A 25,194-nucleotide genomic window follows, 5' to 3' on the forward strand; every position below is an offset into this window, starting at 1 on the left:
CTGCCTCTAACGGTTGAAATCCATCCAGGTTGCGTGCTCACACGTTGGCCATGGACAGACGATTGCTCTAGAGGCGGCCGTGGAACGCCGCGTCGAAAATTTCTGCCGCGCCAGTTCGTGTCAACGGCAGCGGGTTGCCGCCGGCGCAGGGGTCGACAATCGCCATGTCCGCGATCAGATCGGCCTGCTTGTCATCCACCCCCAGTTCAAACAGCGTATGCGGCACGCCGATGTCTTTGCGCAGCTTGAGGACGAAGGCCAGAAAGCTGTCGAATCCCGGGGAGGGCAGACGCAAATAAGCCGCCAGGCGGGTGATGCGTTCCTCGATGGCTGGGCGGTTGAACTTCAGCACATAGGGCATGAACGTGGCATTGGTCATGCCGTGGTGGGTGTCGTACAGGGCGCCCACTGGATGGGCGAGTGCGTGCATGCCACCCAGGCCTTTCTGGAAAGCGGTGGCGCCCATCGCCGCAGCTGCCAGCATTTGCGCGCGCGCGTCGAGGTCGGAGGGGGTGTGTACGGCGCGTACCAGGGCATTGGCCACCAGGCGCATGCCTTCCACCGCAATGCCTTCGGCCATCGGATGAAAGCCGGGAGCGCAGTACGATTCCAGGCAATGGGCAAACGCATCCATGCCGGTGCCGGCGGTGACTTTTGCCGGCATGCCGACGGTGAGGGCCGGGTCGCTGATGACCACCCGCGGCATCATTTTCGGGTGAAAAATGATGCGTTTGGTGTGCGTACGCTCGTCGATGATCACCGCCGCACGGCCCACCTCGGAACCGGTGCCGGCGGTGGTCGGCACCGCAATGACCGGGGCGATGCTGCTTTCGTCGGCGCGTGTCCAGTAGTCGCCGATGTCTTCGAAATCCCAAACCGGTCGGGTCTGGCCGCTCATGAACGCGATGAGCTTGCCCATGTCCAGGCCACTGCCACCGCCGAAGGCGACCACGCCGTCGTGTTTGCCGGCGCGCCAGGCGTCGAGTCCACCTGCCAGATTGGCTTCGATCGGATTCGGCTTGAGGTCGCTAAACAGCGCTACACCAAGGCCGGCAGCGCGCAAGGATTCCAGCGCCGCGGTGGTGATCGGGGCACGCGCCAGGCCGCTGTCGGTGACCAGCAACGGTCGCTGGATCCCTTGGCTGCGGCAGACCTCGGCCAGTTCGGCGATGCGGCCAACGCCGAAGCGGATGCTCGTGGGGTAGTTCCAGTTCGCGGTCAGGCTCATGGCTCAGATCTCGTGGCGCAGATGGAAGGATTTCGCGCGGGTCAGGTGTTCATAGCCAAGGCGCGACAGCGTGACGCCGCGCCCGCTGTTTTTCACCCCGGTCCAGGCCAGGGCAGGGTCCAGATAATCGCAGCGGTTCATGAACACGGTGCCGGTGGCGATCTCGTCGCCGATGCGTTCGGCGGCGGCGAGATCCTGGGTCCAGATAGAAGCGCTGAGCCCGAACTCGCTGTCGTTCATCAAGGCGATGGCTTCGTCGTCGCTGGCCACCGGCATGATGCCGACCACCGGGCCAAAACTTTCCTCGCGCATCACCGACATTTGATGGGTGACGTCCACCAGTACCTGCGGCGCGAGGTAGGCGCTGCCCGGCACGTCGGCGGGAAAGCCCTTTGGATCGATCAACGCCCTGGCCCCTTGTGCCAGCGCATCGGCGATCTGCCCGCGAACGAATTCAGCGGCGCTCGGTGTGATCAGGGGGCCGAGGGTGGTGGCTTCGTCCAGCGGATTGCCGAGTACGTATTGACGGGTCAAGGCGACGAAGCGCTCGACAAAGGCCGGGTAAATTTTTTCATCGACATAGATACGTTCGACGGCGCAGCAACTCTGTCCGGAGTTGAAGAAACTGCCGTCCACCAGGTTTTCCACCGCATGCTCAAGGTTGGCGTCTGCCCGGACGTAGGCGGGGTCTTTGCCGCCAAGCTCCAGGCCCACGCTGAGGAAGCATCCAGTGGCGGCGCTTTCCATGACTTTGCCGGCGTCAACCGAGCCGGTGAAGTTCACCTGCTGCACGCGTCCTGAAGCGATGACCGCGGCAGTCTGCTGATGATCGAGCAGCACGTTGTGGAACAGGCCTTCGGGTAGATGGGCGCGGCGAAAGGCCTCGGCGAAACGCTCGCCCACCAGCAACGTTTGCGAAGCGTGTTTGAGGACCACGCTGTTGCCCGCCATCAGCGCCGGGATGATCGTATTGACTGCCGTCAGATAGGGGTAATTCCACGGTGCGACGACCAGCACCGTACCCAACGGTTCACGTTTGATACAGCGCCGAAAACCGGCGACAGGCGCAGGTTCAATCGCTGCCAACGCTTCAGGCGCAATGGCGATCATGTGTCGCGCACGTTCTTCGAAACCGCGCAGCTCGCCGGCGCCGAAGCGTATCGGGCGGCCCATCTGCCAGGCCAGTTCCGGCACGATCTCGGCCTTCATCGCCAGCATCGCGTCCACGGCGGCGCTGCAAAACGCGGCGCGTTCGCTCAGTGGTCGGCGCTGCCATTGCGCCTGGGCGGCTGCGGCCGCCGTCAGAGCCTGGTCGAGCTGCGCCGCATCGGCACGGCGGCGTTCGGCGTAGACCCGGCCATCGACCGGGGAGATGAGTTGAACGATCTCAGTCATGGTGTGTGCTCAATAGCGCTCGAAGCCGCGCTGCAGTTCCCAGTCGGTGATGCGCCGGTCGTACTCTTTCTGTTCCCACTCGGCGGTGTGCACGTAGTGGTCGATCACTTCATCACCGAACGCCTCGCGCAACATGCTCGAGGCCTTGAGCGCGGCGCAGGCTTCGCGCAGGGTTTTCGACACTTCAGGCAAGTGCTCGTCGACGTAGGCATCGCCCTCGAAGGGCGGCGTGAGGCTGAGTTTCTCGTCGATACCGGCCAGCCCCGCGGCGATCAAGGCGGCGAAGGCCAGATAAGGATTGAGGTCGGCGCCACCGATGCGGCATTCGATACGGATGGCCTTGCTGCCTTCCGCGCACAAACGAAAGCCTGCGGTGCGATTATCCCGGCTCCATACGGCCCGCGTCGGCGCGAAGGTGCCGGCCTGGAAGCGCTTGTACGAATTGATATAGGGCGCAAGAAAACAGGTGATGTCGTTGGCGTATTTGAGCTGTCCGGCCACCCAGGAGCGCATCAGCTTCGACATGCCAAACTCGGCCTTGGGATCAAAGAACAGCGGCTTCTTGGCATTCTTGTCCCATAGCGAATTGTGCACATGGCTGCTGGAACCGGCGGCGTCATAGCGCCACTTGGCCATGAACGTGATCGCCTTGCCCTGCAGTTGCGCAATCTCCTTGCAGGCGTGTTTGATGATCACATGGTGGTCGGCCATGGTCAGGGCATCGGCATAACGGATGTTGATCTCTTCCTGCCCCGGCCCCCATTCACCCTTGGAGTTTTCCACCGGAATGCCGGAGGCCTGCAGATGCTTGCGAATCGCCCGCAATACCGGCTCCTCGCGGGTGGTCTGCAGGATGTTGTAATCCTCGATGTAATGGCCGGCGGTCTTCGGCTTGTGGTAGTTGCGCTCGTGGATCGCCTCATAGCTCTCGTCGAACAGATAGAACTCCAGCTCCGAGGCGAACATGCCGGTATAGCCACGTTCGCGCAGGCGCTCGACCTGCTTTTTCAGAATCGCCCGCGGGCTGTGCGGCAGGTCGCGCCGGTGGTGATGATCGAGCACGTCGCAGAGCACCAGCGCCGTGCATTCCAGCCAAGGCACGCGACGCAAGGTGGCCATATCGGGTTTCAGGACAAAATCGCCATAGCCTTTGCTCCAGCTGGCCGCGGCGTAACCCGGCACCGGTTCCATGTCGATGTCGTCAGCGAGCAAGTAATTGCAGCAGTGGGTTTCTTCATGGCCGCTGTCGATAAAAAACTCGACCTGGAATCGTTTGCCGACCAGTCGTCCTTGCATGTCGACCATGCAGACCAACACGGTATCGATTTCGCCGGAGGCAGCGGCGCGCTTGAGTGCATCAAAGCTGAGGAGGGGCTCGGTCATCACGTCAGTCCTGCGTGAAAAGTTTGGGCCTGTCTGAAGTAGCTGTTGCTGACGCTCTCCAGAAAAAACCAAAACCTGCAGAATCGAGCATCGTGTGCAATGAGCTGATGAAAGCTTAGCCTACTGTTGCCATGCGCAAGTTTCGGCCTGATGTGAACGGCGGTTCGGGCGTGAGCCATGGCCCGGTTTGCGATGCCGGGCCATGGTTAACAGCGCTCGCCTCGGTTAATTCCCGCCCACCACCATATGACTGAACGGCGCCACATAGGCCTGCAACGTCACCAGCCCGCCGACCAGAATCGCCAGCACCACGGAGTGGAAAAACACGTAGCGCAGGATTTCCCCTTCATGGCCGTACCAGCGGGTGGCGGTGGACGCGACCACGATCGACTGGGCGTCGACCATCTTGCCCATGACCCCGCCGGAACTGTTGGCCGCCGCCATCAAGACCGGGCTCAGGCCCAACTGCTCGGCGGTCACCCGTTGCAAGCCGCCGAACAGCACGTTGGAGGCCGTGTCCGAACCGGTCAGGGCAACGCCGAGCCAGCCGAGCAACGTGCCGAACATGGGGTAGAAAATGCCCGTGGCGGCGAAGGCCAGGCCCATGGTGGCGTCCAGGCCCGAGTAGCGGGTCAGGAAGCCCAGGGCAAGCATGGCCACAATCGTGATGAGCGAGTAACGCACCACCCACAGCGTTCGCACGTATTGGTGCAGCAGCTGCGGGATGGAATAACCCATCAGCAGCCCGCCGAGGATCGCCGCCAGCAAGATGCCGCTGCCGGTACTGGTGAGCCAGGTGAACTTGTAAACCGCGTCCTCTTTTTTAGGTGTGGGTACCACGGGCGGCACCTTTTCGATCTGTTGGTGAATAGTGGCGAAGGTCAAGGTCGGGGCAAAGATCGGGTTGGCCTCGCGCATCGGCTTGCCTTGGGGATCGAGCTTGGCCGAGTGGGTTTGGGGATCCATGACCGGGCGGGTATCGAACAGGTTTTTGAAGCTCTGGGTGCCCCAGGCAAACACGAAGACCGTGAGGATGATCCATGGCATCCACGCCCGCATCACGGCAGGTTTGGCGTCGCTGGCAAAGGTTGCGCTGGGTTTCTCATCCGGGTCAGGCTCTACTCTGGAGTCGTCGGCCCGGCCTGACAACGCGGCGGAGGTATGCACAGTGGCCGGCTTCCAGACCTTCAAGAAACCGGTCAGGCAGGCCATGGAAATCAGCGCGGCGATTACATCCACCAGCATCGGCCCGTGGTAGTTGGACACGAGAAACTGCGGTATGGCGAAGCTGACCCCGGCGACCAGGATCGCCGGCCAGATTTCCAGCATCTTGCGCCAGCCGGCGAAGGCCCAGATCAGCCAGAACGGCACCATCACCGAGAAAAATGGCAGTTGCCGGCCGACCATCATCGACAGCTCCATTTCATCCAGCCCGGTCACTTTGGCCAGGGTGATGATGGGCGTGCCCAAGGCGCCGAATGCCACGGGGGCGGTATTCGCAATCAACGCCAGGCCAGACGCGGCCAGGGGCGAAAAGCCCAGCCCGATCAGAATGGCCCCGGTCACCGCCACGGGGGTGCCGAAACCGGCGGCTCCTTCGAAGAAAGCGCCGAAGCAGAAGGCAATCAGCAGCAGTTGCAGACGTCGATCGTCAGTGATGCGCGCCAGGGAGTCTTGCAGCACTTTGAACGAGCCGTTCTCGGTCGTCAGCCGGTGCAGGAAGATGATGTTGAGCACGATCCAGCCAATCGGCAGCAGACCGTTGGCGGCGCCGTAAAGCGCGGCCGAGCCCGCCATGTTCGCCGGCATGCCGAAGGCAAAAATCGCAATCAACAAGGCCGAGCCCAGGGCCAACAACGCCGCCAGATGCGCCTTGATGTGGAAAAACGCCAGGGAGGCCAGCATCACCACCACCGGCACCGCCGCCATGATGGTTGATAGCATGGGGTTATCGAAAGGGTCGTAGATTTGCTGCCAGACCATGTTCCACCTCTGCTTTTTATTGTTGGTAGCGCAGCCCCCCGTGGGGGAAGGTGGTTTGGAGTATAGGTGGCATTACGCTGCTGTCCTGGCGGGGGTGGTCTCAGTCTGAAGGGGCTGTTTTGCAGTCGGCGTCAGTAAGCGAGTAAACCGCTTTTCGTAGGAGCCAGCGGTGGGCGATCCGACTTGCCGGCGAAGGCACTCTTATGGACGCCTTCGCCGGCAAGCCTGGCTCCTACAAAGTCCTGACTCGCGTTGCGGTCAGATGCCGGGCTTTAGGGTCGCTGGAGTTTTTACAGACAAAAAAAGAGCCTCAAAGCTCTTTGATGGGGAGGAAGTAGAGCCCAGAGGCTCAAGATGCGCATGAAACAAGTGGTGAGCTTATTGGGGTTCAGTTCACTCACCACCTACGCAACGGCTTTAAACCTCCAACCGCTACGTATCAACATCGTAAGAAGCCGGGGGCTGGCACTCAAGTACCATTAGTCTAATCCTCCCGGCCAACCGGCCTGGCGCAGCGCTTTGAGCAAGGTGTTGGCATCCAGGCCCGGCACCGTATGGCCGTTGCCTTCGGTGGTGTTCGAGGCCAACAGGGCGTTGATGATGGCTTCTTCCACGGCTTCGGTGGCGGCCAGGAACAGCTCACTGATGTGGTCGTTGTTGACCATCCTCAGGTGGTCGCAGGTGGGGGCGCCTTTGCCTTCATAAGCGGCTGGCGGCACGTGCTGATTGCCGGTGGCGAAGGCCACGAAAATGTCGCCGCTGTGGTCTTCATTGCCGCCACCGGTGCGGGCCAGTCCGAGGCTGGCACGTTGCGCGAGGCGCGTGCATTGGTGTGGTAAAAGAGGCGCGTCGGTGGCCAGGCAGACGACGATGGAGCCCATGCCCGGATGGGGCAGGGAGGCTTTGAGGAAGGGCGAGTCGACCTGCTCCATATAACGCCCCACGGGGTAACCGTCGACGCGTAATTCGTGACGAATGCCGTGGTTGGCCTGGACGATTGCGCCGACGGTCCAGCCTCCTTGAGCACCATTCAGCCGTCGCGAGGCGGTGCCGATCCCGCCCTTGAATTCATGACAGATCATCCCGCTGCCACCGCCCACTGCGCCTTCGATGACCGGGCCGCCGACGGCTGCGTGCAGAGCTTCGGCCACATGTTCCGGACGTACATGAAAACCATTGATGTCGTTGAGCAAGCCGTCGAACGTTTCCAGCACCACGGGCATGTTCCAGTAAAGGCGCCCATCGTCGGATTGCTCCTGACGATCCAAAACGATCAGCGCATCGCGCACGATGCCCAGGCTATGGGTGTTGGTGAAGGCAATCGGGCTGGTCAGCAGACCGGCCTCGCGAATCCACTCAAGCCCCGTGGCGTCGCCATTACCGTTGAGCACATGGACGCCGGCGAAGCATGGCTGTTGATTGGCGGAACCGTCACGCGGCTCGATCAGCGTGACACCGGTATGGATGTTGCGGCCGCTGGCAGTTCGTCCTCGCACATTGCTGTGGCCGACCCGTACGCCGGGCACATCGGTGATGGCGTTGAGGGGGCCGGGTTGCAGTTGGCCGAACTGAATGTTCAGGTCGCGGGCACGTGGTTTCATGGTGGTTCTCATGTTCGATTGGTCTGAAAAAAGGGGGCTTATTGACCCGAAGGTAAGGAACCTGTGGGAGCGGGCTTGCTCGCGAAGGCGGCGGCACAGTCAATATTGATGTCGTCTGACACACCGCTTTCGCGAGCAAGCCCGCTCCCACAGGGATTGCGTAGGATCACTGACCGTTTTTCACGGCGCTCCAGACGCGCGTGCGTACGCGCTCGGTCGCCTTGGGCAGAGGTTCAAGGGTAAACAGCTTGGCCAAGGCCTCGGTCGGCGGGTAAATGGCAGGGTTGTTGCGAGTCGCCTCGGCCACCAGGCGGGTCGCGCTGCGATTGCCGTTGGGGTAGGACAGGTGGTCCGTGACCGGGGCGATGACTTCGGGGCGCATCAAGTAGTCGATGAACGCCAGGCCTTGCTGCGGATGCGGCGCGTCCTTGAGCAGCACCAAGGTGTCGAACCACACCGGCGCCCCTTCCTTCGGCAAGCTGTAGGCGATCTTCACACCATTGCCTGCTTGTTCGGCGTTGGTCTTGGCTTCCAGCATCGCGCCGGACCAACCCACCGCCACGCAGATGTTGCCGTTGGCCAGGTCGCTGATGAATTTTGAAGAATTGAAGTAGGCAATGTGCGGGCGCAGCTTGAGCAGTAGCGCCTGGACTTTCTTGTAGTCCTCGGGGTTGGTGCTGTTGGGCGGCAGGCCCAGGTAATGCAGCGCGACCGGCAGCATCTCCGAAGGCGAGTCGAGCATCGCCACGCCGCACTCGCCGAGCTTGGCCAGGTTCGCTTCGTTGAACACCAGCTCCCAGGAGTCCACCGGCGCCTTGTTACCCAAGGCGGCGCGGACTTTGTCGACGTTGTAGCCGATGCCGTTGGTGCCCCATAGATACGGCACAGCGTACTGGTTACCCGGATCGTTGTTGGCCAGTTTCGCCAGCAGCGCGGTATCCATGTTTTTGTAATCAGGCATTTGCGCGCGAGGCAGTGGTGCAAGCGCCCCGGCCTTGATCAGCGTCGGCAGGCTGAAGTTGCTGGCCACCACCACGTCGTAGCCGCTGCGGCTGGTCAGCAGTTTGCCTTCCAGGACTTCGGCGCTGTCGAAGGTGTCGTAAACCGGCTGGATCCCGGTGTCGCGCTTGAAATCCTGCAAGGTGTTGGGGCCGATGTAGTCGTACCAGTTGTAGACGTTCACGGTGGGGGCGTCAGCGGCGACCGCCGAGAGCGAAGCGCACAAACAGGCGCCCAGTCCCAGGTTGATATGCGAGCGATGACAACTCATGATGCGGCACTCCTGGCCTGCTGCAGGCCGGTGATGATCAGGTGCTTGCAGCGTATCGGCAGGCGGGGGACTCACCCATTCCCATCATGGGTTACTCGAAAGGGGTAGGGCGTGGACGCGTTGCTCAAAGAATTGCCGGTGCACCAGGGGTTGGCGCGGGTCTTTGCGGCGTTGGCTCAGGACGGGTTCTGGCGTGCGCTGGTGGACACGCTACGGCTATTGGTGCCACTGGATAACGCGTTGGTCGCGGTAATGCGATCGGGGCGGGTGCCCCGGCTGCTGATTGATTTCGACTCCAAGGGTGGCGCCGACGAGCATGAAGAACTGGCGGACTACAGCGCCGGCATGTACCTGCTCGATCCGTTCTACCAGGCCGCTTGTGCCGGTATTGCCGATGGCTTGCACAGCCTGGCCGCCGTGGCTCCCGACCAGTTTCAGCAGAGCGAGTATTACCTGAGCTACTTCCGCTCGGTGGTGGGTCGCGACGAGTTGCAGTTCATGGTCAACGTCGACGGCGCGGTACTCGGTTTATCGTTGGGGCGCTCGACGGTGTTCACCCTTGAAGAGCAGGGCCGTCTGCTGTGTGTGCGTGATTGGGTGCTGGCGGCCATGCGCCGTCACCTGCAACTGATGCCCCCGGAAGGGCCTACCGCCGAGGCTGTGGCTGGCGACTTGGCGACCCTGCTGGATCGCTTCGATGCGCGTTTGTCGGTGCGCGAAGTCGAAACGGCGCGGCTGATTCTCCAGGGCTTCTCCAGCAAAGCCATCGCCCAGCAACTGGGTATTTCCCCGGAAACGGTGAAGGTGCATCGGCGCAATCTCTATCACAAGCTCAATGTCAGTGGGCATGGCGAGCTGTTTGCGCTGGTGTTGCAGCCGCGTTGATACCTTGTGGGCGAGCGGTGACTCAGTTTTTCAGCGTGAACACCAACGCCTTCAACCCGCACTCAACATCGGCATCGGGAAACTCTGGCGGATTCTCCAGTCGCTGCTCAAACCGCAAGCTTGGCGCTTCGCGGGTGACGCCATCGATGAGAAAGTCCGCACCGAACGCCGGATCGTTCATGCAAGCCAGCACCGTGCCCTGTGGGCTGAGCAATTCCGGCAGGCGGCGCAGCACGCGCTGGTAATCCTTGGTCAGCAGAAAACTGCCTTTCTGAAAGGACGGCGGGTCGATGATCACCAGGTCATATGGGCCTTTGCCGATCACCTTGCCCCAGGACTTGAACAGGTCATGGCCGAGAAAACTCACGTTGCTCAAGTCATGCCCATTGAGCCGATGATTGTCGCGGCCACGGCTCAGGGCCGAGCGAGCCATGTCCAGATTGACCACATGCGTAGCGCCACCCGCAATGGCGGCCACCGAAAACCCGCAGGTATAGGCGAACAGGTTCAACACCCGCTTGCCATCAGCATTGGCCCGCACCCAATCGCGGCCGTAGCGCATGTCGAGGAACAGGCCGGTGTTCTGTTTGCGGCCCAGGTCCACGCGATAATGCAGGCCGCCCTCGGTGATCGTCATCTCGTCGATCGGCTCCCCGAGCAGCCATTCGGTGGTGCTTTCCGGCAGGTATCGATGTTGCAGCAGCAAGGTATGCGCGCCGGATGTCGCCCATGCAGGCGACTGCGTGATCGCCATCAGCCGCTGCTTCAAATCGTCCAGTTGCGACGCTTGCGGTTCCTTGAACACGCAGACCAGCACCACGCCTTGCAGCCAGTCGACGGTCAATTGCTCCAGCCCCGGCCAGCAGCGGCCACGGCCGTGGAACAGCCGACGGGTTTCTGCGGGCGCAGCCGCAAGCGCTGTCAGCAAATGGTCGTGGAGGACGGAGAGGGCATCTGGGTTCATCGGGCAAAGTCGGCCATGTATGGGGGGGCGGCATTTTAACCACAATTATGCGCTGACAAACGGTCGTATTTGTCAGCCTGGACGGAGAATGTCCAAGTCAGGTGTATCAAAAATGAATTTTCCACGAAGTCCGCTGTTCATACCTGTAGGTGGCGGATTTGAGCCCGCGCAAATCATTTACGTAATCAGGGAGTGACACAGTCATGGGTCCAGTATCAACGGCGGGCGCACACTTGTCTGACGGTTTGATTCTTGTGGTGGAGGACGACCCGTTGATTCTGGAGTTTCTTTGCGAAATTCTTCAGGAGGAGGGCTTTGCGGTTGAACCACAGGTCAGCGCAGACGCCGCGTCGCAGTTTCTGGAGCAGCACGCGCCGGAGGTAGGACTGTTGCTGACGGACATCACCATGCCGGGCAAACTCAATGGCGCGGACCTGGCCAATCAGTTCGGCGACCGTTGGCCAGACAAGCCAATCATGATCATGTCCGGCTTCGAAACCCCGAAAAGTTCGGGGGTCAAGCATCGGGTTGCGTTCATCAAGAAACCTTGGGCGGTGGGACAGTTGCTCGATTGTGTGCAAAACGCCTTGCATTCGAACCGGACCGTGTAGACGCAGCCTGCGGCAGCTCCCACGTGGGTGATGTACATTGCCTGACAACATTCGCCTGGTTCTGGAAGTCGCCCTTTGTCCATTCAAGCCTCCGTGTTCAATACCTCGTACCGCGCCTTTCTGTTCGATATGGACGGAACTGTCCTCAATTCCATCGCTGCCGCCGAGCGGATCTGGACCACCTGGGCCCTGCGCCACGGTGTCGATGTGGATACCTTCCTGCCGACCATCCATGGCGTACGCGCCATCGACACCATCACTCGTCTGGCCTTGCCCGGGGTGGACGCCGAAGCTGAAGCCGCGTGGATCACCGAGGCGGAAATCGAGGATGTGGAAGGGATTGTCGAAGTGGCCGGTGCGGCGAGTTTCCTCAAGTCGCTGCCCGCCAACCAATGGGCCATCGTTACCTCGGCGCCACGGGCGCTGGCCTTGCGCCGAATGGCGGCGGCAGGCATTCCCGAGCCTTTGGTGATGGTCACTGCCGAAGATGTCAGTGCCGGCAAACCCGACCCTGCGGGGTATCGGCTGGCCGCCAGTCGGTTAGGGGTCGAGCCCACCGAGTGCCTGATCTTCGAAGACGCCGCCGTGGGGATTCGTGCGGGTGAAGCGGCGGGCGGCCACGTCATGGTCATCACCGCGACCCATGTTCATCCGCTCCAGACCCCGCACGCCACTTTGGCCAGTTATGACTCGGTCGAGGCACGAGTGGATCTCCACAGCCAGATCAGCCTGTACACACTCTGATGTGGGAGGGCTTTCAGTTACATCAATGCTGAATGTACCGCCGCCTTCGCGGGCAAGCCTCGCTCCTACAGGAATCACCGCTACCCCTGTAGGAGCGAGGCTTGCCCGCGAAGGTGGTTAGTAGATCCCGGGAATCAATCGCCAACTACGGGCGCAGTAAGCCTCATATTCACCGCCAAACTGCGCGCGTAATAGCGCTTCTTCGGCGCGAATGCGGGCGATCAGCGGGATCAACATCAGCGCCACCAGCAGCAACCCGACGCCGGAGCGAAAGGCCAGCGCCCAGCCCACGCCATTGGTCAGCAGCCCCAGGTAACTGGGGTTGCGCAAGGTCCGATAAATCCCGTCGGTGACCAGGCGGTGCCCCGGCTGAATCGCCACCAGGCCGCTGAAGCGTTTGCCCAGCACAAACACCGGCCACATCCGCAGCGCGCCGCCGACGATGAACAGCAACGCGCCCAGCCAACGCACGCCCTCGCCACCGAAGGTCCAGAAGTCGATCCGGTCGGTATAGGCTGGCAGGTACCCACTCAACAGCCCAAGTACCCCGAAAACCGGCAATACCCAGCGATTGGCCCGGTCTTCACGTTCGCCGGAGCTCAGGTTGCCCTCGCTGAACAAAGACACGACCGCCATCACCAAGGTTGCAAACGCAATGACCACCAACGGTGGGTGCGAGAAAAAAGCTGCCAACCCGCCCAGCCCGAATACCGCCAGAGCGAGGTAGGCAAGGGTGCTGACGAGGGTGAAAAATGCGAGTTTGGCCGAGATTTTCATGACTGACTTCGCAAAGGACATGTAGGAGCTGCCGAAGGCTGCGATCTTTTGACCTTGACCCTTTCAATATCGCTCAAAAATCAAAAGATCGCAGCCTTCGGCAGCTCCTACGCGGGGCAGCGCGTTATCGCCAGGACGGTAGTCGCGGGGCTGGGTGAACTAAGCTTGGATAAGGATGATTCTATCTATTCACTCCCGGCGCGTTGAACATTTCGCTGGGCCGGGAGCGTCACAAGGAGCACACGATGCTTCACATCAGAACGCCCCTGATTCTGCACCCAGGCCTGTCAACACCGACCCGGCGAATCTGGCTCAAGCTGGAAAACCTGCAACCCAGCGGCTCGTTCAAACTGCGCGGCATGGGCCTGCTGTGCAGTCAGGCCGCGGAGCAGGGCAAGCGCAAAGTGGTCTGTCCTTCCGGGGGGAATGCCGGGTTGGCCACCGCTGTGGCCGCTGCCAGCCTGGGGCTGAAAGCCTGCATCGTGGTGCCGAATACCACCCCGGAAACCACCCGCGCCAGGATCAGGAAAACCGGTGCCGAGGTGATCGTTCATGGCAAGGTCTGGGACGAAGCCAATCAACGGGCGAAAGAACTCGCAAAGGGCGCGGACACCGAATACGTGCCCGCTTTCGATCATCCGGTGCTGTGGGAAGGGCACAGCACGATGATCGATGAAATTCTCGAGGACTGTCCTCAGGTCGATGTGTTGGTGACGTCGGTGGGCGGCGGAGGGTTGCTGGCGGGCCTGCTCACTGGACTGATTCGTCATCAGCGCATGGATTGTCGAATCGTTGCGTGCGAAACCCAGGGCGCAGCGTCTTTCGCGGCGGCCATCAGTGCCGGCCACCCGGTCAGATTGCCGCGCATCGACACCGTCGCCACCTCACTTGGCGCGGCGCAGGTGGCGGCCTGGCCGGTGCAACACATCCTCGATTTTGCGCATGAATGCGTGGTGCTCAGCGATGATGAGGCGATCATGGGCGTGGTCCGTTACGCCAACGACTTGCGTCAGTTGGTCGAGCCAGCGTGCGGCGTTTCATTGGCGGTGGCGTACCTCGACCATCCGGCGATTGCCGAGGCCCATGATGTGGTGATTGTGGTGTGCGGCGGCGTCAGCGTCAGCGCGCAATTGGTCGCCGGCTGGGCGCGCCTGTCCGCTGGGGCGCAAGCAACCTAGGGCTCGAACACTATCCCGGTGTTGCGAGCCCCACGGCTGACTTTTACAGGTTTCAGCGACTGACTGGACTTTATTGAGCGAGGATCGCTTTGGCCAGGTCCTCATCGCTTGCCTTGAGGTCGGGATGATTCTGTCGAATTTCCTTCAGCACCGACTCCAGATAAACGCCGCGAATCGTACCGCCACTTGCCACGAAGCTAGAGGCATCATCCCGTGCGGGAATCACGATTTTGTCATCCTTGAACGTCGAGTACAGCGATGCGGAGACCCCGGCCGAAGTGGCGACATCTTTTGCGTCTACATCGGCCATGGCCGAACCAACGGGCAAACAAAGCACTAGTGAAGATATGAGCAACAGACGGCGCATGACGGCGTCCTCCGAAAGCGTAAAGGAAGTAACACATAATTTAGGATGCCTGACGGTGCTCAGGAGTTCCCTGCCGATTCGATATAGGCACAGGTGAGCGCTCAGAACCGCACGGTTGCGCCATAGTCAGCCACTGATCACGCAGCCGGATCGTGGTACCTGACGAACACCCGACCCTACATAGACCGTAGGTAACCCGTGACGGGATCTTCATGGGCATGCTGGCGATAATCTCCAGCGTGGTCGATTATCGGGAGCGAGGGCTGGCTTGAATGGGGGGAGGGCAGGTGAACGTCGATATCGAATGCGTGGTGGTCGGGGCCGGTGTGGTCGGGCTGGCGGTGGCCAGAGCCCTGGCGCGGATCGGGCGAGAAGTGATTCTGGTCGAGGCGGGCGAGGGGATTGGCGTGGGCATCAGCTCGCGCAATTCGGAAGTGATCCACGCCGGGATCTATTACCCGAGGGGTAGTCTCAAGGCGCAGTTGTGCGTGGAGGGCAGGCAACGGCTGTACGCCTTCTGCGATGAACGCGGCGTCGATTACCGGCGTATCGGCAAGCTGATCGTGGCCACCGATGAACGTCAGTGCCATGCCTTGCAAGCATTGCTGGAACAGGGCCGGCGCAACGGTGTCGATGACCTGCAATGGCTGGATGCCGGGCAGGCGCAGGCGCTTGAACCGGCGTTATCCTGTGTTGCCGCGCTCTGGTCGCCGTCCACCGGCATCGTCGATTCCCATGCCCTGATGCTGGCGCTTCAGGCAGATGCTGAAGCGTGCGGTACTTCGATAGTCTTTCACACGCCCCTGGAATCCGCCCGTTGCACCGAGGACGGTTTCGAGCTGCAAATAGGTGGGGCTCAGCCGATGACGTTGAGCTGTCATCAGTTGATCAACTGCGCGGGATTGTCCGCGCCTGAAGTGGCGAGCCGGATCGAAGGCTTGCCAGCGCAGCACGTTCCCAAGGCCTGGCTGTGCAAGGGCAGTTATTTCAGTTTCAGCGGTCCGGCGCCGTTCCGGCATCTGGTTTACCCGGCACCGGAAAGCGCCGGGTTGGGCGTACACATGACCCTGGACCTGGGCGGTCAGGCGCGTTTCGGGCCGGATGTCGAATGGGTCGAGCAAGTCGATTACCGCGTCGATCCCCGCCGCAGCGAAGGTTTCTATCAGGCGATCCGGCGTTACTGGCCGGCATTGCCCGATAACAGCCTGCAACCGGCCTACAGCGGGATTCGCCCGAAGATCAGCGGGCCGAGCGAACCGGCCGCCGACTTCATCATCAGCGGCCCGGATGTGCATCGCGTACCGGGGTTGGTCAACCTGTTCGGCATCGAATCACCAGGGCTGACCAGTTGCCTGGCGCTGGCTGACCGGGTGGTGCAGCGTCTGATCTTGATTTGATTCGCGACGAAATCCTGTAGCCGCTGGCCCAATGTGGGAGCGGGCTTGCTCGCGAAACCGGTGTGTCAGGCAGCATCATTGTCGACTGGCAGTCCGTATTCGCGAGCAAGCCCGCTCCCACCTAGCGCCAGCTGCTACAACGGTCGTCGTGAAGGTGCCGGTTATCAGTGTCTGCGATGCCGTTCACCGCGAGGGCTATTCTTGGCAATGCGCCCATCCTCATGGGAGACCTCTGATGATCAACGTACGCACTGCCCGCATGCTCGCCGATTACAGGCACTGGGCCGATCAGCGACTCTTTGACAGCCTCATGGCGCTGCCACCGGAAGAGCTCAACCGCAAACGGGTGTCGGTGTTCAACAACATCATCGGCACCTTGAACCATATCTACGTGGTGGACTGCATCTGGCAAGCCCACCTGGAGGGCCGAGGGCACGACTTCAAAACCTCCCATGACCTGCTCCATACCGAACTCCCCGAGCTGCGAATGGCGCAACAGGAGATCGATCAATGGTTCTGTGGATGGAGTGCGGCCCAGACCGACGATTCTCTGGATCAACCCATCGAATTCACCTCCGTCTCGGGGGAAAGCGGGATCATGAGCGCCGGCGCGATGCTGTTGCATGTGGTCAACCACGCCAGTTATCACCGAGGCTGGGTGGTCCAGATGTACGTCGAGATTCCGGCCTTGCCGCCGATCACTGACCTGCCGGTGTTTTTGCGCGAGGTTCCGGGGTATTGAATCGAGTATCCGGGCCCAAGCAAATCCCCTGTGGGAGCGGGCTTGCTCGCGAAAGCGGTCTGACATTCAACAGTGATGTCGACTGATACACCGCTTTCGCGAGCAAGCCCGCTCCCACATTGGATCTTCTTTGTGATGGCGATGGTGTCAGGCCTGAGCAATCAAACTCTGCCGGCAATCAAGTACCAACAGCGCACCACCCAGTTCGCTGCTGCCCACTTCCAGCGTAAACCCATGCAGGCTGACAATCGCCGCGACGATCGACAACCCCAGCCCGAAACCGCTTTGCGGGTTACCGCCCTCGGCGCGATAGAAGCGCTGAAACACCGCCTCACGCTCGGCCAGCGCAATGCCGGGGCCGGAGTCGAGTACTTCGATTCGTGTATGCCCGGCGTCATTCATCCCACGCAAAATCACCTTGCCACCCGGCGGCGTGAATTTGATCGAGTTGCTCAGCAAATTCGCCACGGCTTCGAACAGCAGCGCCCGGTCGCCGTTGAACCGGGGCAGGGACTCGGGCAGTTGCAGTTCAAAGGTCAATTGGCCTTCTTCGGCCAGCGGCAGATAAAAGTCATGCAACTCTTGCAGCAACGGCACCGGGTCCAGTTGCACGAAACCCGAACGGCGCTGGCGATCCTCCAGCTCGGAAATTCGCAGCAAGCCACGAAAACGCGCCATCAAGGTATCGGCCTCGCCGAGCACCGAATCCAGTTGCACGGCCAGCGTCGAACCGTCATCGGCCTGCTGCTGAATCCGGTACAGCTGCGCCCGCAGGCGCGTCAGCGGTGTGCGCAGGTCATGGGCGATGTTGTCGCACACGCCTTTGACCTCGTTCATCAAGCGTTCGATGCGTTCGAGCATGGCGTTGACGATGGCGGCGAGCATGTCCAGCTCATCACGGCGGTTGGACAGCGGCAGGCGTCTGGTCAAGTCGCCGGCGACGATGGCTTCGGCGCTGGCCTGGATCGCCCGGATCCGCCGCAGCGGGCGCCGTCGCAATAAGTGCCAGCCGGCGATACCGGGCAGAATGGTCAGCGACACGCCCCACAGCAGCGCGTGCAGAATGATCCGGGTCACCGCAAACAACGAACCATTGTCCCGCACCAGTACCAGCCAGCGCCCGTCCAGGGTCCGGGTCGCCGCGGCATCGCAACTGTCGGCGGGCAGGGTCGGGTCGTCGGCATCGACGCAGTCGCCCAGGATGTGAATCTTGCCGTCCAGCGGCAGGCCTTGGGGGATCTGGCGCAAGGGGCCACTGAGGTAGCGCCGCTGGTCATCGAACAGGCCATAGGCATCGATGCCGCGAACGTCGAAGGTCACACTGGCGGCGAGGGCGTCCTCCAGTTGCGCGCCCTGAAATCGGGAAAACAGATGCTGACGTTGCATCAACGAATGCTTGGCCAAGGTGTCCAGGTAGCTGGACACCTCGTAGTACATGACCCCCATGAGAATCCCGCTCCAGGCCACGAACAGCGAACTGTAGAGCGCCAGCAAGCGGCTGCTGGAGGAGCGCCAGCCTTTAGAGGGGTTCAGCAATGACATAACCCGAGCCTCGCACCGTCCGAATCAGTGGGACTTTGCCTGGCGGGTCGATCTTTTTGCGCAGACGGCCGATGTGCACGTCGATCAGGTTAGTGCCGGGGTCGAAGTGATAACCCCAGACCTCTTCGAAAATCATCATCCGCGACAGAATCTGCCCGGTGTTGCGCATCAGAAATTCCAGCAACTTGTACTCGGTGGGCAACAGCGTCAGCAACTGGCTGTCGCGGCTGGCCTCGTGGCTGATCAGGTTCAGCTCCAGATCCGCCACGCGCAACGTGGTGGCCTGGGCGGTCACGGTGTTTTGCCGGCGCAGCAAGACTTCGACCCGGGCGGCCATTTCATCGGTGGCGAACGGTTTGGTCAGGTAATCGTCGCCGCCGGCGCGCAGGCCGCGCACCCGTTCATCGACATCGGAGAGGGCGCTGATCATCAGGATCGGCGTGACCACGCCCATGGTGCGCAGGGTGGTGACAATCGCCAGCCCATCGAGCTCCGGCAGCATGCGGTCGAGGGTGATCAGGTCGTAGTCACCGCTGACCGCGCGCGCAAGACCCTCGCGGCCATTGTCGACCCAATCCACGTCGAGGCCGTGGCTACTCAGTTCAGCGACGATTTCCCGGGCGGTCACAGCGTCGTCTTCGATGGTCAAGATGCGGGTCATAGGGCTTGCCTGATAATCGGTTCAATACGAAGTGGGGCTCATTTTGCCAAGAATTACGCGCGACTTTTTAAATTAACTTTCATGTTGTCTCGTGAGCCTGGCTGGAACGTTGATATCATCCGGCCATAACTCTAAAGGGAAGCTGCACTGTGCGCACTTTAATGGTTCGTGGCTGGATGCCGATGTTTTTGCTGTTGTTGTGCATGGTCGGCTCATCTACCTGGGCTGCCAACACGCCATGTTCGGGGAAGAAGGGCGGCATCGATCGTTGCGACGGCGATCTGTTCCTGTGCAATGACGGTTCCATCAGTGGTTCGAAGAAAAGCTGCTCGGCGATGTTTGGTAGTGAAAGCCAGGCGCGTCCGCAGACGCTGTTGCAGGATTCCGATGGTTGCGCCTGCGGCACCGGCACGTTCTGCACCGGGCCAAGAGGCGGGGTGTATTGCCTGACGCCCAGCGGCAACAAGAGCTACAAGCGCAAGTAATTCGTTTAGCGCAATGCATAAAACCCGCCGATATGGCCGGCTCCTTGCAAACTGCATGACCCTGAGAAGTTCATTGTTTTCAACTATTTGAAATAGAACGATTTATTTAAGTAGTGCGACTGGCACGTTGACTGCAATTGCTCGTTTGACGAGTTGTAACACCTGCCTGGAGCACTACAACAATGAACAGATCCTCTGATGGTTTTTATCCTGTCGCAGATGAGTTCAGCACGCTCTCGGGCGTGTCCTGGGCCGCTATCTTCGCCGGGGCCGCGGCGGCTGCGGCGTTGTCGCTGATTCTCGTACTGCTTGGTTTTGGCCTGGGTTTTTCGGCGGTTTCGCCGTGGGCCCATGAAGGCGTCAGCGCCAAGGGCCTGGGTATCTCGACGATTGTCTGGCTGGCCTTTACCCAGATCGTGGCGTCCGGGCTCGGCGGCTACATCGCCGGTCGCCTGCGGGTGAGGTGGGCCTACCTGCACGGCGATGAGGTTTACTTCCGGGACACCGCCCATGGCTTCCTGGCCTGGTGTATCGCGACGCTGGTGACCGCGACCCTGGTGGTCGGCTCGGTCAGCAACATCGTCAGCGGCGGCGTGCAGGCCGGGGCCACGGTCGCCGGCGGTGCCGCCAGCGCCATGACCCAGGCTGCCGGTAGCGCGGTCGGTCATACCGACAATGACCCGTACGGTTACTTTATCGACAGCCTGTTTCGTGATGATCGACCCGTCGCTGTCAGCGAGGACGCCGTCAATGGCACCGTCACCCGGATCTTCGCGCGCAGCCTGCGTAACGACGGTCAATTGGCGCCCGAGGATCGGACCTACCTGGCACAACTGGTCGCCCAGCGGACCAACCTCACGCAAGCGGATGCGGAACGTCGTGTCGATGAAGTCTATGCCCGCACCCAAAAAGCCGTCGCCGACGCCAAACTGGCTGCGCAACAAGCGGCTGACACCGCAGCCAAAGTCGCAGCCTTGACGGCGTTGTGGATGTTTGTCGCGCTGCTGGCCGGTGCATTTTTTGCCAGCCTCGCCGCGATCTTCGGCGGTCGTCGTCGGGATGCCGTGGAGTACCTGGAAACCGATGCCTACGTGACCACCACAACCACGACGTTGCCACCTGTTCGCTAACCCAGGAGAACCCTCATGCGCTCTATATTGCTGTTCCTTCTTGGCGTACCGATCCCGATCATCATTCTGATTGCCTTGCTCACGCATTGACTCCTTGAGGCGCTTGTCTACGCCGCTTTTACTTCAGGTAGAAGCGGCGTTTTGCTTTTCCGTCCCTGATACAGCGAGAATCACCCCTGTGTACGCACAGCTGCTTCCACTTAAATTTTGTGTTGCCTCACAGGAGAAATACCTTGGACAAAAAGGAAAGCAAACGGCAACTGGTGACGATGCTCGAAAGCGGGCGTTCGAAGACCGAAATTTTCAAGACGCTGTCCGGCGGGGAGGTCAAGGATCGGGTGCTGGCGTACTGGATCGGTGCCTATGCGGACCCTGCGCTGTGTCAGCGGCACTCCGGCAAGATCAAGGCATTACTGTTTCTGACGATTGCTCAAGCGTTGCTCGGTGCAGTCTTCGGATTCTTCCTCGGCTCGATGATCGGGCCAGGTGCCGCTGTGTTTTTCACCCTGTTTGCCGCAGGGGTGCCGCTGCTGTTCGCCTGGGGTTTTTACAGGAATGTTGCGCAGGCCTACACCATTTACGTGATCCTGTCCCTGAGCCAGTTTCCACGCATGTTTCAGGGGTTTGAGGAAGATCCGTTGCTGACGCTCATGGGTGCGGCAATCACCTTGGGCATGGTGTTTTTCGTCGCTTACCTCAAGACGCTGTTGTTCCCGGATCTGGGCTTCCTGGGCTCGAAGAAAGTCAAAGGGCACTACGTGTTTTCCAGCTGAAGATCGGTGCCGGGCGCGGCAGAAATGGAGTGCTTGAGGACGCCTTCGCGGGCAAGCCTCGCTCCTACAGGTTCTGCGCCGATCATGCGGGCACTGATTACCTGTAGGAGCGAGGCTTGCCCGCGAAGACTTCGGTACTGGCGCAACAATTCTCAATCGATCGGCGTACCGACAAACACCTCAAGCCCCTCGGCATACGCCGTGAACGCGCTGATCCGTGGAAACTGCGCAACCTCCACCTGATCCGGCACCATCAGGTTGGTAAAACTCCAGGCCACCGCCAGGGTAATTCCGTCTTGCGCAATCGAACCGTCGGTTTTCAGCGGCTGTTTTTCCAACTCCCGCTCCAGCGCCGAATACGCCGCAGCCAATTGTCCTTCGACTCGTTCCACCCAAGGCGCGTACTGAATTTCCGCTGGCCGCAGGTTACGTTCGTAATAAAGCTGCACCGATTTCTCACATGCTGCCAACGCCAGGCCGGTCAGCCGTAGCGAGCGCAAACGTTGCTCCAGATCGTTGGGTATCAGGCTGTTACCCGGCGCAGCCAGAGCTTCCAGGTAGTCGATGATCAGCGTCGAATCCATCAACACCTCGCCATCATCCAGCACCAGGGTCGGCGCCTTCACCACCGGGTTGATCTGCTGGAACTGCGCGAAGTTTCTGAACACCGAAACCGACTCATGCTCCAGCGGTATGCCCAGGCACTTGGCGGAAATGGCGACGCGCCGCACGTAGGGCGAATCCAGCATGCCGATCAGTTTCATTGAGCCTCTCCTTGACGGTCCTTGGGGGATGGACAACCTTAGCTGAGGTTCAGCGACCTGCAAACGGCCTCGCGCTAATCCTCAAAACCTACCTGCTCATGAATCTCATCAACCTTCAATTCCAGTCGATAAGCCACGGCGATAAACAGCGCCTGGCACAGGCACAAGGTCGCACTCAGCGAGCGGAAGGCAAACGAGCTGCCTTCGTTGACCAGCAGCACAGTGTTGGCGCGCTTGGCCAACGGTGAAAGGTTGCTGTCGGTGATGATCAGGGTTTTCGCCTGATGGTGCTGGGCAATACGCAGGCAGTGCTGGGTTTCCTTGCCGTAGGGCGTGAAGCTGATGGCAATCACCAGGTCATTGGCGCGCACGCTGCGCATCTGCTCGCGGTAACTGCCGCCCAGACCCGACACCAAGTGGATGCGCTTGTTGGTGTGTTGCAGGTTGTAGACCAGGTAATCGGCCACCGCGAACGAGCGACGCACCCCGACCACGTAGATGTTGTCGGCATTCACCACCAGGTCCACGGCTTTGTCGAAGGCCTGGTCATCGAGTTCCAACCCTAGCCGTTCAATGCCCGACAGGGTGGCGTTGATGCATTCGCGCGCCAGATCGCCGCCGCTGGCCTTCTGGGACTTGTTGGCGATCATGCTGCGGATGCGCTGCTGGTAGTTCTGCACCGGCGTGGTCTTGTGGGTGTAGGCCTCGCGAAACAGCGCCTGCATTTCGCTGAAACCGCTGAAGCCGAAACGCTGGGAAAACCGCACGATGGCCGACGGGTGCACTTCGCATTCGCGGGCGATGTCGCTGATGCGGTCGACCATGATCCGGTCGCTCTGCTGGCTCATGTAGCTGGCGATGCGTTTGAGCTGGCGCGGCAGGCTTTCGTATTCATCGGTGATCAGCTGCAACAAACGCTCGGCATTGATCGGAGGGCTGGCGAGATCGCTGTCGGGCGTGCTCTCGGTCGTAGCCGGCTGATCGGTGCGGGACATAAGGAATCCTTCTGGCTTGTGCTTATAGAGATGACAGGCGGGTCATCCCCTGACAATAGGTTGGCTGTGCGCAGTCTACAGGGTAGGCCGGAATAAAATCTTGAGCTTGCGCCCGCCTTGGGGTCTGCTGAAACGATGCACTGTGTCTGGAACGCTTGTGTAGAAGTTTATTGGAAAAAATATTCCACGCAAAAAATATTTGGAATAATTATTGATTGTTCAGTCCCGGTCGTTTTAGTCTGCATCCACCAAGAGTGTTCGGCGCCTTCATCGCCCCGAACGCAGGCTGATAAAAATAACAGGAGCCAGCATGGGCCAGACTCGTTTTGCCAGTGGGCGTCAATTGGATCTGATTTGCCTGGGGCGCCTAGGCGTCGACCTCTATGCGCAGCAAGTCGGAGCGCGGCTGGAGGATGTAAGCAGCTTCGCCAAATACCTCGGCGGTTCGTCCGCCAACATCGCCTTCGGCACCGCTCGGCTAGGTCTGAAGTCGGCGATGCTGAGCCGGGTAGGAGACGACCACATGGGTCGCTTCCTCGTTGAATCGCTGACCCGTGAAGGCTGCGACGTCAGCGGCATCAAGGTCGATCCGGAACGCCTGACCGCCATGGTCCTGCTGGGCCTCAAGGACCGTGAAACCTTTCCCCTGGTGTTCTACCGCGAAAACTGCGCCGACATGGCGTTGCGCGCCGAAGACATCAACGAAGCCTTTATCGCCTCCAGCAAAGCCTTGCTGATCACCGGCACCCATTTCTCCACCGATGGCGTCTACAAGGCGAGCATCCAGGCGCTGGACTATGCCGAAAAGCACAACGTCAAACGGGTGCTGGACATCGACTATCGCCCGGTGCTCTGGGGGCTGGCCGGCAAGGCGGACGGCGAAACCCGGTTCGTCGCCGACCAGAATGTCAGCCAGCACGTGCAGAAAATCCTCCCGCGTTTCGACCTGATCGTTGGCACTGAAGAAGAGTTTTTGATCGCCGGTGGTTCCGAAGATTTGCTCACTGCGCTGCGCAATGTCCGGCAACTGAGCGCGGCCACCTTGGTGGTCAAGCTCGGCCCGCAAGGCTGCACGGTGATTCACGGATCGATTCCGGCGCGTCTCGAAGACGGCGCGATCTACCCCGGCGTGCGCGTCGAAGTGCTGAATGTGCTGGGGGCCGGCGATGCCTTCATGTCCGGTTTCCTCAGCGGCTGGCTGGAGGACGCCAGCGTCGAGCGTTGCTGCCAGTTGGCCAATGCCTGCGGTGGCTTGGTGGTGTCGCGCCATGCATGCGCCCCGGCGATGCCGACCCGTGCCGAACTCGACTATCTATTCAACAGCCCGGTACCAATTACCCGGCCGGATCAGGACGCCGTGTTGCAGCGTCTGCATCAGGTCAGTGTGCCGCGCAAACAGTGGAAACAACTGTTCATCTTTGCCTTCGATCATCGCGGGCAATTGGTGGAGCTGGCCCACAAGGGCGGTCGCGACCTGAACGCGATCGGCGAACTCAAACAACTCTTTATCCAGGCCGTGGAACGGGTCGAAGCGGATTTGCGTGAGCAGGGCGTCGACGCCGACGTCGGCTTGCTGGCCGATCAACGTTTCGGTCAGGACTCGCTGAATGCTGCCACCGGTCGCGGCTGGTGGGTGGCGCGGCCGGTGGAAGTACAGGGTTCGCGACCATTGGCGTTCGAACACGGTCGCTCGATTGGCAGCAACCTGATCGCTTGGCCACAAGAGCAGATCATCAAATGCCTGGTGCAATTCCACCCCGACGACGAACCCCTGCTGCGTCTGGAGCAGGAAGCGCAGATCAAGGGTTTGTATCAGGCCTCGCAAGTCAGCGGTCATGAACTGCTGCTGGAGATTATTCCGCCCAAGGATCACCCATCACAGCATCCGGACGTGCTGTATCGCGCGCTGAAACGCCTCTACAACCTGGGTATCTACCCGGCGTGGTGGAAGATCGAAGCGCAAAGCGCCGAGGAATGGAAACAACTCGACGAGCTGATTCAGGAGCGCGATCCGTACTGCCGTGGCGTGGTGCTGCTGGGCTTGAATGCACCGGCGGCGGCGTTGGCCGAAGGGTTTCAGCAGGCCAGCCAGAGCCAGACCTGTCGTGGTTTCGCCGTAGGCCGGACGATTTTCCAGGAGCCGAGCCGCGCGTGGATGGCCGGTGAAATCGACGACGAAACGCTGATCCGCCAGGTGCAGGGCACGTTCGTCGAATTGATCGATGCCTGGCGCACGGCCCGGGCCTGACGTAACACCGCGTTATCGTTCTTCGCGGGCAAGCCTCGCTCCTACGGGAAGCTGCGGTGTTCTGTAGGAGC

Annotated in this window: 23 protein-coding genes; 10 read left to right on the forward strand and 13 right to left on the reverse strand. The window is 60.8% G+C overall.

Annotation, left to right across the window (positions count from 1 at the left end; translation table 11 throughout):
• Positions 1-67: 67 nt before the first annotated feature.
• From ACIPLA_RS03380 to ACIPLA_RS03405, 6 genes are all read right to left on the reverse strand, one after another.
• Positions 68-1,228, reverse strand: coding sequence for an iron-containing alcohol dehydrogenase (locus ACIPLA_RS03380; protein ID WP_192342752.1), 1,161 nt, complete (start codon positions 1,226-1,228; stop codon positions 68-70).
• A gap of 3 nt (positions 1,229-1,231) precedes the next feature.
• Complete coding sequence (locus tag ACIPLA_RS03385; protein WP_401171455.1) at positions 1,232-2,623, reverse strand: aldehyde dehydrogenase family protein; 1,392 nt, start codon at positions 2,621-2,623, stop codon at positions 1,232-1,234.
• Positions 2,624-2,632: 9 nt separating this feature from the next.
• Positions 2,633-4,006 carry a glutamine synthetase family protein gene (locus ACIPLA_RS03390; RefSeq protein ID WP_401171458.1) on the reverse strand — a complete coding sequence of 458 codons (1,374 nt, stop codon included), beginning with the start codon at positions 4,004-4,006 and terminating at the stop codon, positions 2,633-2,635.
• Positions 4,007-4,231: 225 nt separating this feature from the next.
• Positions 4,232-5,989, reverse strand: a complete 1,758-nt coding sequence (locus ACIPLA_RS03395; RefSeq protein ID WP_218394597.1) for an L-lactate permease — start codon at positions 5,987-5,989, stop codon at positions 4,232-4,234.
• 479 nt (positions 5,990-6,468) lie between these two features.
• Positions 6,469-7,590: a P1 family peptidase gene (locus ACIPLA_RS03400; RefSeq protein ID WP_401171461.1), complete on the reverse strand. Its 1,122-nt coding sequence runs from the start codon at positions 7,588-7,590 to the stop codon at positions 6,469-6,471.
• A gap of 166 nt (positions 7,591-7,756) precedes the next feature.
• Positions 7,757-8,860, reverse strand: a complete 1,104-nt coding sequence (locus ACIPLA_RS03405; RefSeq protein WP_218394599.1) for a polyamine ABC transporter substrate-binding protein — start codon at positions 8,858-8,860, stop codon at positions 7,757-7,759.
• A gap of 111 nt (positions 8,861-8,971) precedes the next feature.
• Between ACIPLA_RS03405 and ACIPLA_RS03410 the strand changes: the two genes are divergently transcribed.
• Positions 8,972-9,745, forward strand: coding sequence for a LuxR C-terminal-related transcriptional regulator (locus ACIPLA_RS03410; RefSeq protein WP_401171464.1), 774 nt, complete (start codon positions 8,972-8,974; stop codon positions 9,743-9,745).
• A gap of 22 nt (positions 9,746-9,767) precedes the next feature.
• On the opposite strand, the gene ACIPLA_RS03415 is transcribed toward ACIPLA_RS03410, so the two are convergent.
• Positions 9,768-10,709, reverse strand: a complete 942-nt coding sequence (locus ACIPLA_RS03415) for a class I SAM-dependent methyltransferase (RefSeq protein ID WP_401171467.1) — start codon at positions 10,707-10,709, stop codon at positions 9,768-9,770.
• A 203-nt stretch (positions 10,710-10,912) separates the two neighbouring features.
• Here ACIPLA_RS03415 and ACIPLA_RS03420 point away from each other — a divergent pair, with 203 nt between their 5' ends.
• Positions 10,913-11,320 (forward strand): response regulator, encoded by a 408-nt coding sequence (locus ACIPLA_RS03420; RefSeq protein ID WP_401171470.1) that lies wholly within the window; start codon positions 10,913-10,915, stop codon positions 11,318-11,320.
• 75 nt (positions 11,321-11,395) lie between these two features.
• Positions 11,396-12,064 carry an HAD-IA family hydrolase gene (locus ACIPLA_RS03425; protein WP_218394603.1) on the forward strand — a complete coding sequence of 223 codons (669 nt, stop codon included), beginning with the start codon at positions 11,396-11,398 and terminating at the stop codon, positions 12,062-12,064.
• Between the two features lie 117 nt (positions 12,065-12,181).
• Here ACIPLA_RS03425 and ACIPLA_RS03430 read toward each other — a convergent pair whose 3' ends face one another.
• Positions 12,182-12,841 (reverse strand): methyltransferase family protein, encoded by a 660-nt coding sequence (locus ACIPLA_RS03430; protein ID WP_401171473.1) that lies wholly within the window; start codon positions 12,839-12,841, stop codon positions 12,182-12,184.
• A gap of 245 nt (positions 12,842-13,086) precedes the next feature.
• On the opposite strand from ACIPLA_RS03430, the gene ACIPLA_RS03435 reads away from it, so the two are divergent.
• Complete coding sequence (locus ACIPLA_RS03435) at positions 13,087-14,019, forward strand: pyridoxal-phosphate dependent enzyme (RefSeq protein ID WP_401171476.1); 933 nt, start codon at positions 13,087-13,089, stop codon at positions 14,017-14,019.
• 70 nt (positions 14,020-14,089) lie between these two features.
• Here the strand turns inward: ACIPLA_RS03435 and ACIPLA_RS03440 are convergent, their stop codons facing one another.
• Complete coding sequence (locus tag ACIPLA_RS03440; protein WP_008012177.1) at positions 14,090-14,386, reverse strand: DUF2388 domain-containing protein; 297 nt, start codon at positions 14,384-14,386, stop codon at positions 14,090-14,092.
• Between the two features lie 287 nt (positions 14,387-14,673).
• Here ACIPLA_RS03440 and ACIPLA_RS03445 point away from each other — a divergent pair, with 287 nt between their 5' ends.
• Both ACIPLA_RS03445 and ACIPLA_RS03450 read left to right on the forward strand, forming a co-directional pair.
• Positions 14,674-15,783 carry an NAD(P)/FAD-dependent oxidoreductase gene (locus ACIPLA_RS03445; protein ID WP_401171479.1) on the forward strand — a complete coding sequence of 370 codons (1,110 nt, stop codon included), beginning with the start codon at positions 14,674-14,676 and terminating at the stop codon, positions 15,781-15,783.
• A gap of 235 nt (positions 15,784-16,018) precedes the next feature.
• On the forward strand, positions 16,019-16,525 hold the full coding sequence (locus ACIPLA_RS03450) for a DinB family protein (protein ID WP_192342766.1): 507 nt from the start codon (positions 16,019-16,021) through the stop codon (positions 16,523-16,525).
• A 147-nt stretch (positions 16,526-16,672) separates the two neighbouring features.
• Here ACIPLA_RS03450 and ACIPLA_RS03455 read toward each other — a convergent pair whose 3' ends face one another.
• Together ACIPLA_RS03455 and ACIPLA_RS03460 are read right to left on the reverse strand one after the other, a co-directional pair.
• On the reverse strand, positions 16,673-18,067 hold the full coding sequence (locus ACIPLA_RS03455; protein WP_218394607.1) for a HAMP domain-containing sensor histidine kinase: 1,395 nt from the start codon (positions 18,065-18,067) through the stop codon (positions 16,673-16,675).
• Positions 18,045-18,728 carry a response regulator transcription factor gene (locus tag ACIPLA_RS03460; protein ID WP_192342768.1) on the reverse strand — a complete coding sequence of 228 codons (684 nt, stop codon included), beginning with the start codon at positions 18,726-18,728 and terminating at the stop codon, positions 18,045-18,047. The genes ACIPLA_RS03455 and ACIPLA_RS03460 overlap by 23 nt, the downstream gene beginning before the upstream one ends.
• 161 nt (positions 18,729-18,889) lie before the next feature.
• On the opposite strand from ACIPLA_RS03460, the gene ACIPLA_RS03465 reads away from it, so the two are divergent.
• The 3 genes from ACIPLA_RS03465 to ACIPLA_RS03475 all read left to right on the forward strand — a co-directional run bounded on the left by ACIPLA_RS03465 (position 18,890) and on the right by ACIPLA_RS03475 (position 21,116).
• The gene (locus tag ACIPLA_RS03465) at positions 18,890-19,213 is read left to right on the forward strand and encodes a hypothetical protein (protein WP_218395149.1); all 324 of its coding nucleotides are present in this window, start codon (positions 18,890-18,892) and stop codon (positions 19,211-19,213) included.
• Between the two features lie 182 nt (positions 19,214-19,395).
• Complete coding sequence (locus ACIPLA_RS03470) at positions 19,396-20,343, forward strand: hypothetical protein (protein WP_401171484.1); 948 nt, start codon at positions 19,396-19,398, stop codon at positions 20,341-20,343.
• Positions 20,344-20,576: 233 nt separating this feature from the next.
• Positions 20,577-21,116 carry a hypothetical protein gene (locus tag ACIPLA_RS03475; protein ID WP_218394609.1) on the forward strand — a complete coding sequence of 180 codons (540 nt, stop codon included), beginning with the start codon at positions 20,577-20,579 and terminating at the stop codon, positions 21,114-21,116.
• A 152-nt stretch (positions 21,117-21,268) separates the two neighbouring features.
• Here the strand turns inward: ACIPLA_RS03475 and ACIPLA_RS03480 are convergent, their stop codons facing one another.
• Together ACIPLA_RS03480 and ACIPLA_RS03485 are read right to left on the reverse strand one after the other, a co-directional pair.
• Positions 21,269-21,880: a glutathione S-transferase gene (locus ACIPLA_RS03480; protein ID WP_218394610.1), complete on the reverse strand. Its 612-nt coding sequence runs from the start codon at positions 21,878-21,880 to the stop codon at positions 21,269-21,271.
• Between the two features lie 74 nt (positions 21,881-21,954).
• Positions 21,955-22,875 (reverse strand): MurR/RpiR family transcriptional regulator, encoded by a 921-nt coding sequence (locus tag ACIPLA_RS03485; RefSeq protein ID WP_007907898.1) that lies wholly within the window; start codon positions 22,873-22,875, stop codon positions 21,955-21,957.
• Between the two features lie 310 nt (positions 22,876-23,185).
• Here ACIPLA_RS03485 and iolC point away from each other — a divergent pair, with 310 nt between their 5' ends.
• Positions 23,186-25,123, forward strand: a complete 1,938-nt coding sequence (iolC, locus tag ACIPLA_RS03490) for a 5-dehydro-2-deoxygluconokinase (RefSeq protein ID WP_401171489.1) — start codon at positions 23,186-23,188, stop codon at positions 25,121-25,123.
• The last annotated feature ends 71 nt before the right edge of the window (positions 25,124-25,194 follow it).

This window comes from Pseudomonas sp. NPDC086112 (assembly GCF_044746425.1).
Taxonomy (GTDB): domain Bacteria; phylum Pseudomonadota; class Gammaproteobacteria; order Pseudomonadales; family Pseudomonadaceae; genus Aquipseudomonas.

What these genes read in the sequence shown, in the direction of transcription:
- ACIPLA_RS03435 (WP_401171476.1), top strand. Translation starts at nt 13,087, where the DNA reads ATGCTTCACATCAGAACGCCCCTGATTCTGCACCCAGGCCTGTCAACA.
- ACIPLA_RS03455 (WP_218394607.1), bottom strand. Translation starts at nt 18,067, where the DNA reads ATGTCATTGCTGAACCCCTCTAAAGGCTGGCGCTCCTCCAGCAGCCGC.
- ACIPLA_RS03480 (WP_218394610.1), bottom strand. Translation starts at nt 21,880, where the DNA reads ATGAAACTGATCGGCATGCTGGATTCGCCCTACGTGCGGCGCGTCGCC.
- ACIPLA_RS03390 (WP_401171458.1), bottom strand. Translation starts at nt 4,006, where the DNA reads ATGACCGAGCCCCTCCTCAGCTTTGATGCACTCAAGCGCGCCGCTGCC.
- ACIPLA_RS03485 (WP_007907898.1), bottom strand. Translation starts at nt 22,875, where the DNA reads ATGTCCCGCACCGATCAGCCGGCTACGACCGAGAGCACGCCCGACAGC.
- ACIPLA_RS03380 (WP_192342752.1), bottom strand. Translation starts at nt 1,228, where the DNA reads ATGAGCCTGACCGCGAACTGGAACTACCCCACGAGCATCCGCTTCGGC.
- ACIPLA_RS03395 (WP_218394597.1), bottom strand. Translation starts at nt 5,989, where the DNA reads ATGGTCTGGCAGCAAATCTACGACCCTTTCGATAACCCCATGCTATCA.
- ACIPLA_RS03430 (WP_401171473.1), bottom strand. Translation starts at nt 12,841, where the DNA reads ATGAAAATCTCGGCCAAACTCGCATTTTTCACCCTCGTCAGCACCCTT.
- ACIPLA_RS03450 (WP_192342766.1), top strand. Translation starts at nt 16,019, where the DNA reads ATGATCAACGTACGCACTGCCCGCATGCTCGCCGATTACAGGCACTGG.
- ACIPLA_RS03460 (WP_192342768.1), bottom strand. Translation starts at nt 18,728, where the DNA reads ATGACCCGCATCTTGACCATCGAAGACGACGCTGTGACCGCCCGGGAA.
- ACIPLA_RS03465 (WP_218395149.1), top strand. Translation starts at nt 18,890, where the DNA reads ATGGTTCGTGGCTGGATGCCGATGTTTTTGCTGTTGTTGTGCATGGTC.
- ACIPLA_RS03405 (WP_218394599.1), bottom strand. Translation starts at nt 8,860, where the DNA reads ATGAGTTGTCATCGCTCGCATATCAACCTGGGACTGGGCGCCTGTTTG.
- ACIPLA_RS03400 (WP_401171461.1), bottom strand. Translation starts at nt 7,590, where the DNA reads ATGAAACCACGTGCCCGCGACCTGAACATTCAGTTCGGCCAACTGCAA.
- ACIPLA_RS03440 (WP_008012177.1), bottom strand. Translation starts at nt 14,386, where the DNA reads ATGCGCCGTCTGTTGCTCATATCTTCACTAGTGCTTTGTTTGCCCGTT.
- ACIPLA_RS03415 (WP_401171467.1), bottom strand. Translation starts at nt 10,709, where the DNA reads ATGAACCCAGATGCCCTCTCCGTCCTCCACGACCATTTGCTGACAGCG.
- ACIPLA_RS03470 (WP_401171484.1), top strand. Translation starts at nt 19,396, where the DNA reads ATGAACAGATCCTCTGATGGTTTTTATCCTGTCGCAGATGAGTTCAGC.
- ACIPLA_RS03385 (WP_401171455.1), bottom strand. Translation starts at nt 2,623, where the DNA reads ATGACTGAGATCGTTCAACTCATCTCCCCGGTCGATGGCCGGGTCTAC.
- iolC (WP_401171489.1), top strand. Translation starts at nt 23,186, where the DNA reads ATGGGCCAGACTCGTTTTGCCAGTGGGCGTCAATTGGATCTGATTTGC.
- ACIPLA_RS03420 (WP_401171470.1), top strand. Translation starts at nt 10,913, where the DNA reads ATGGGTCCAGTATCAACGGCGGGCGCACACTTGTCTGACGGTTTGATT.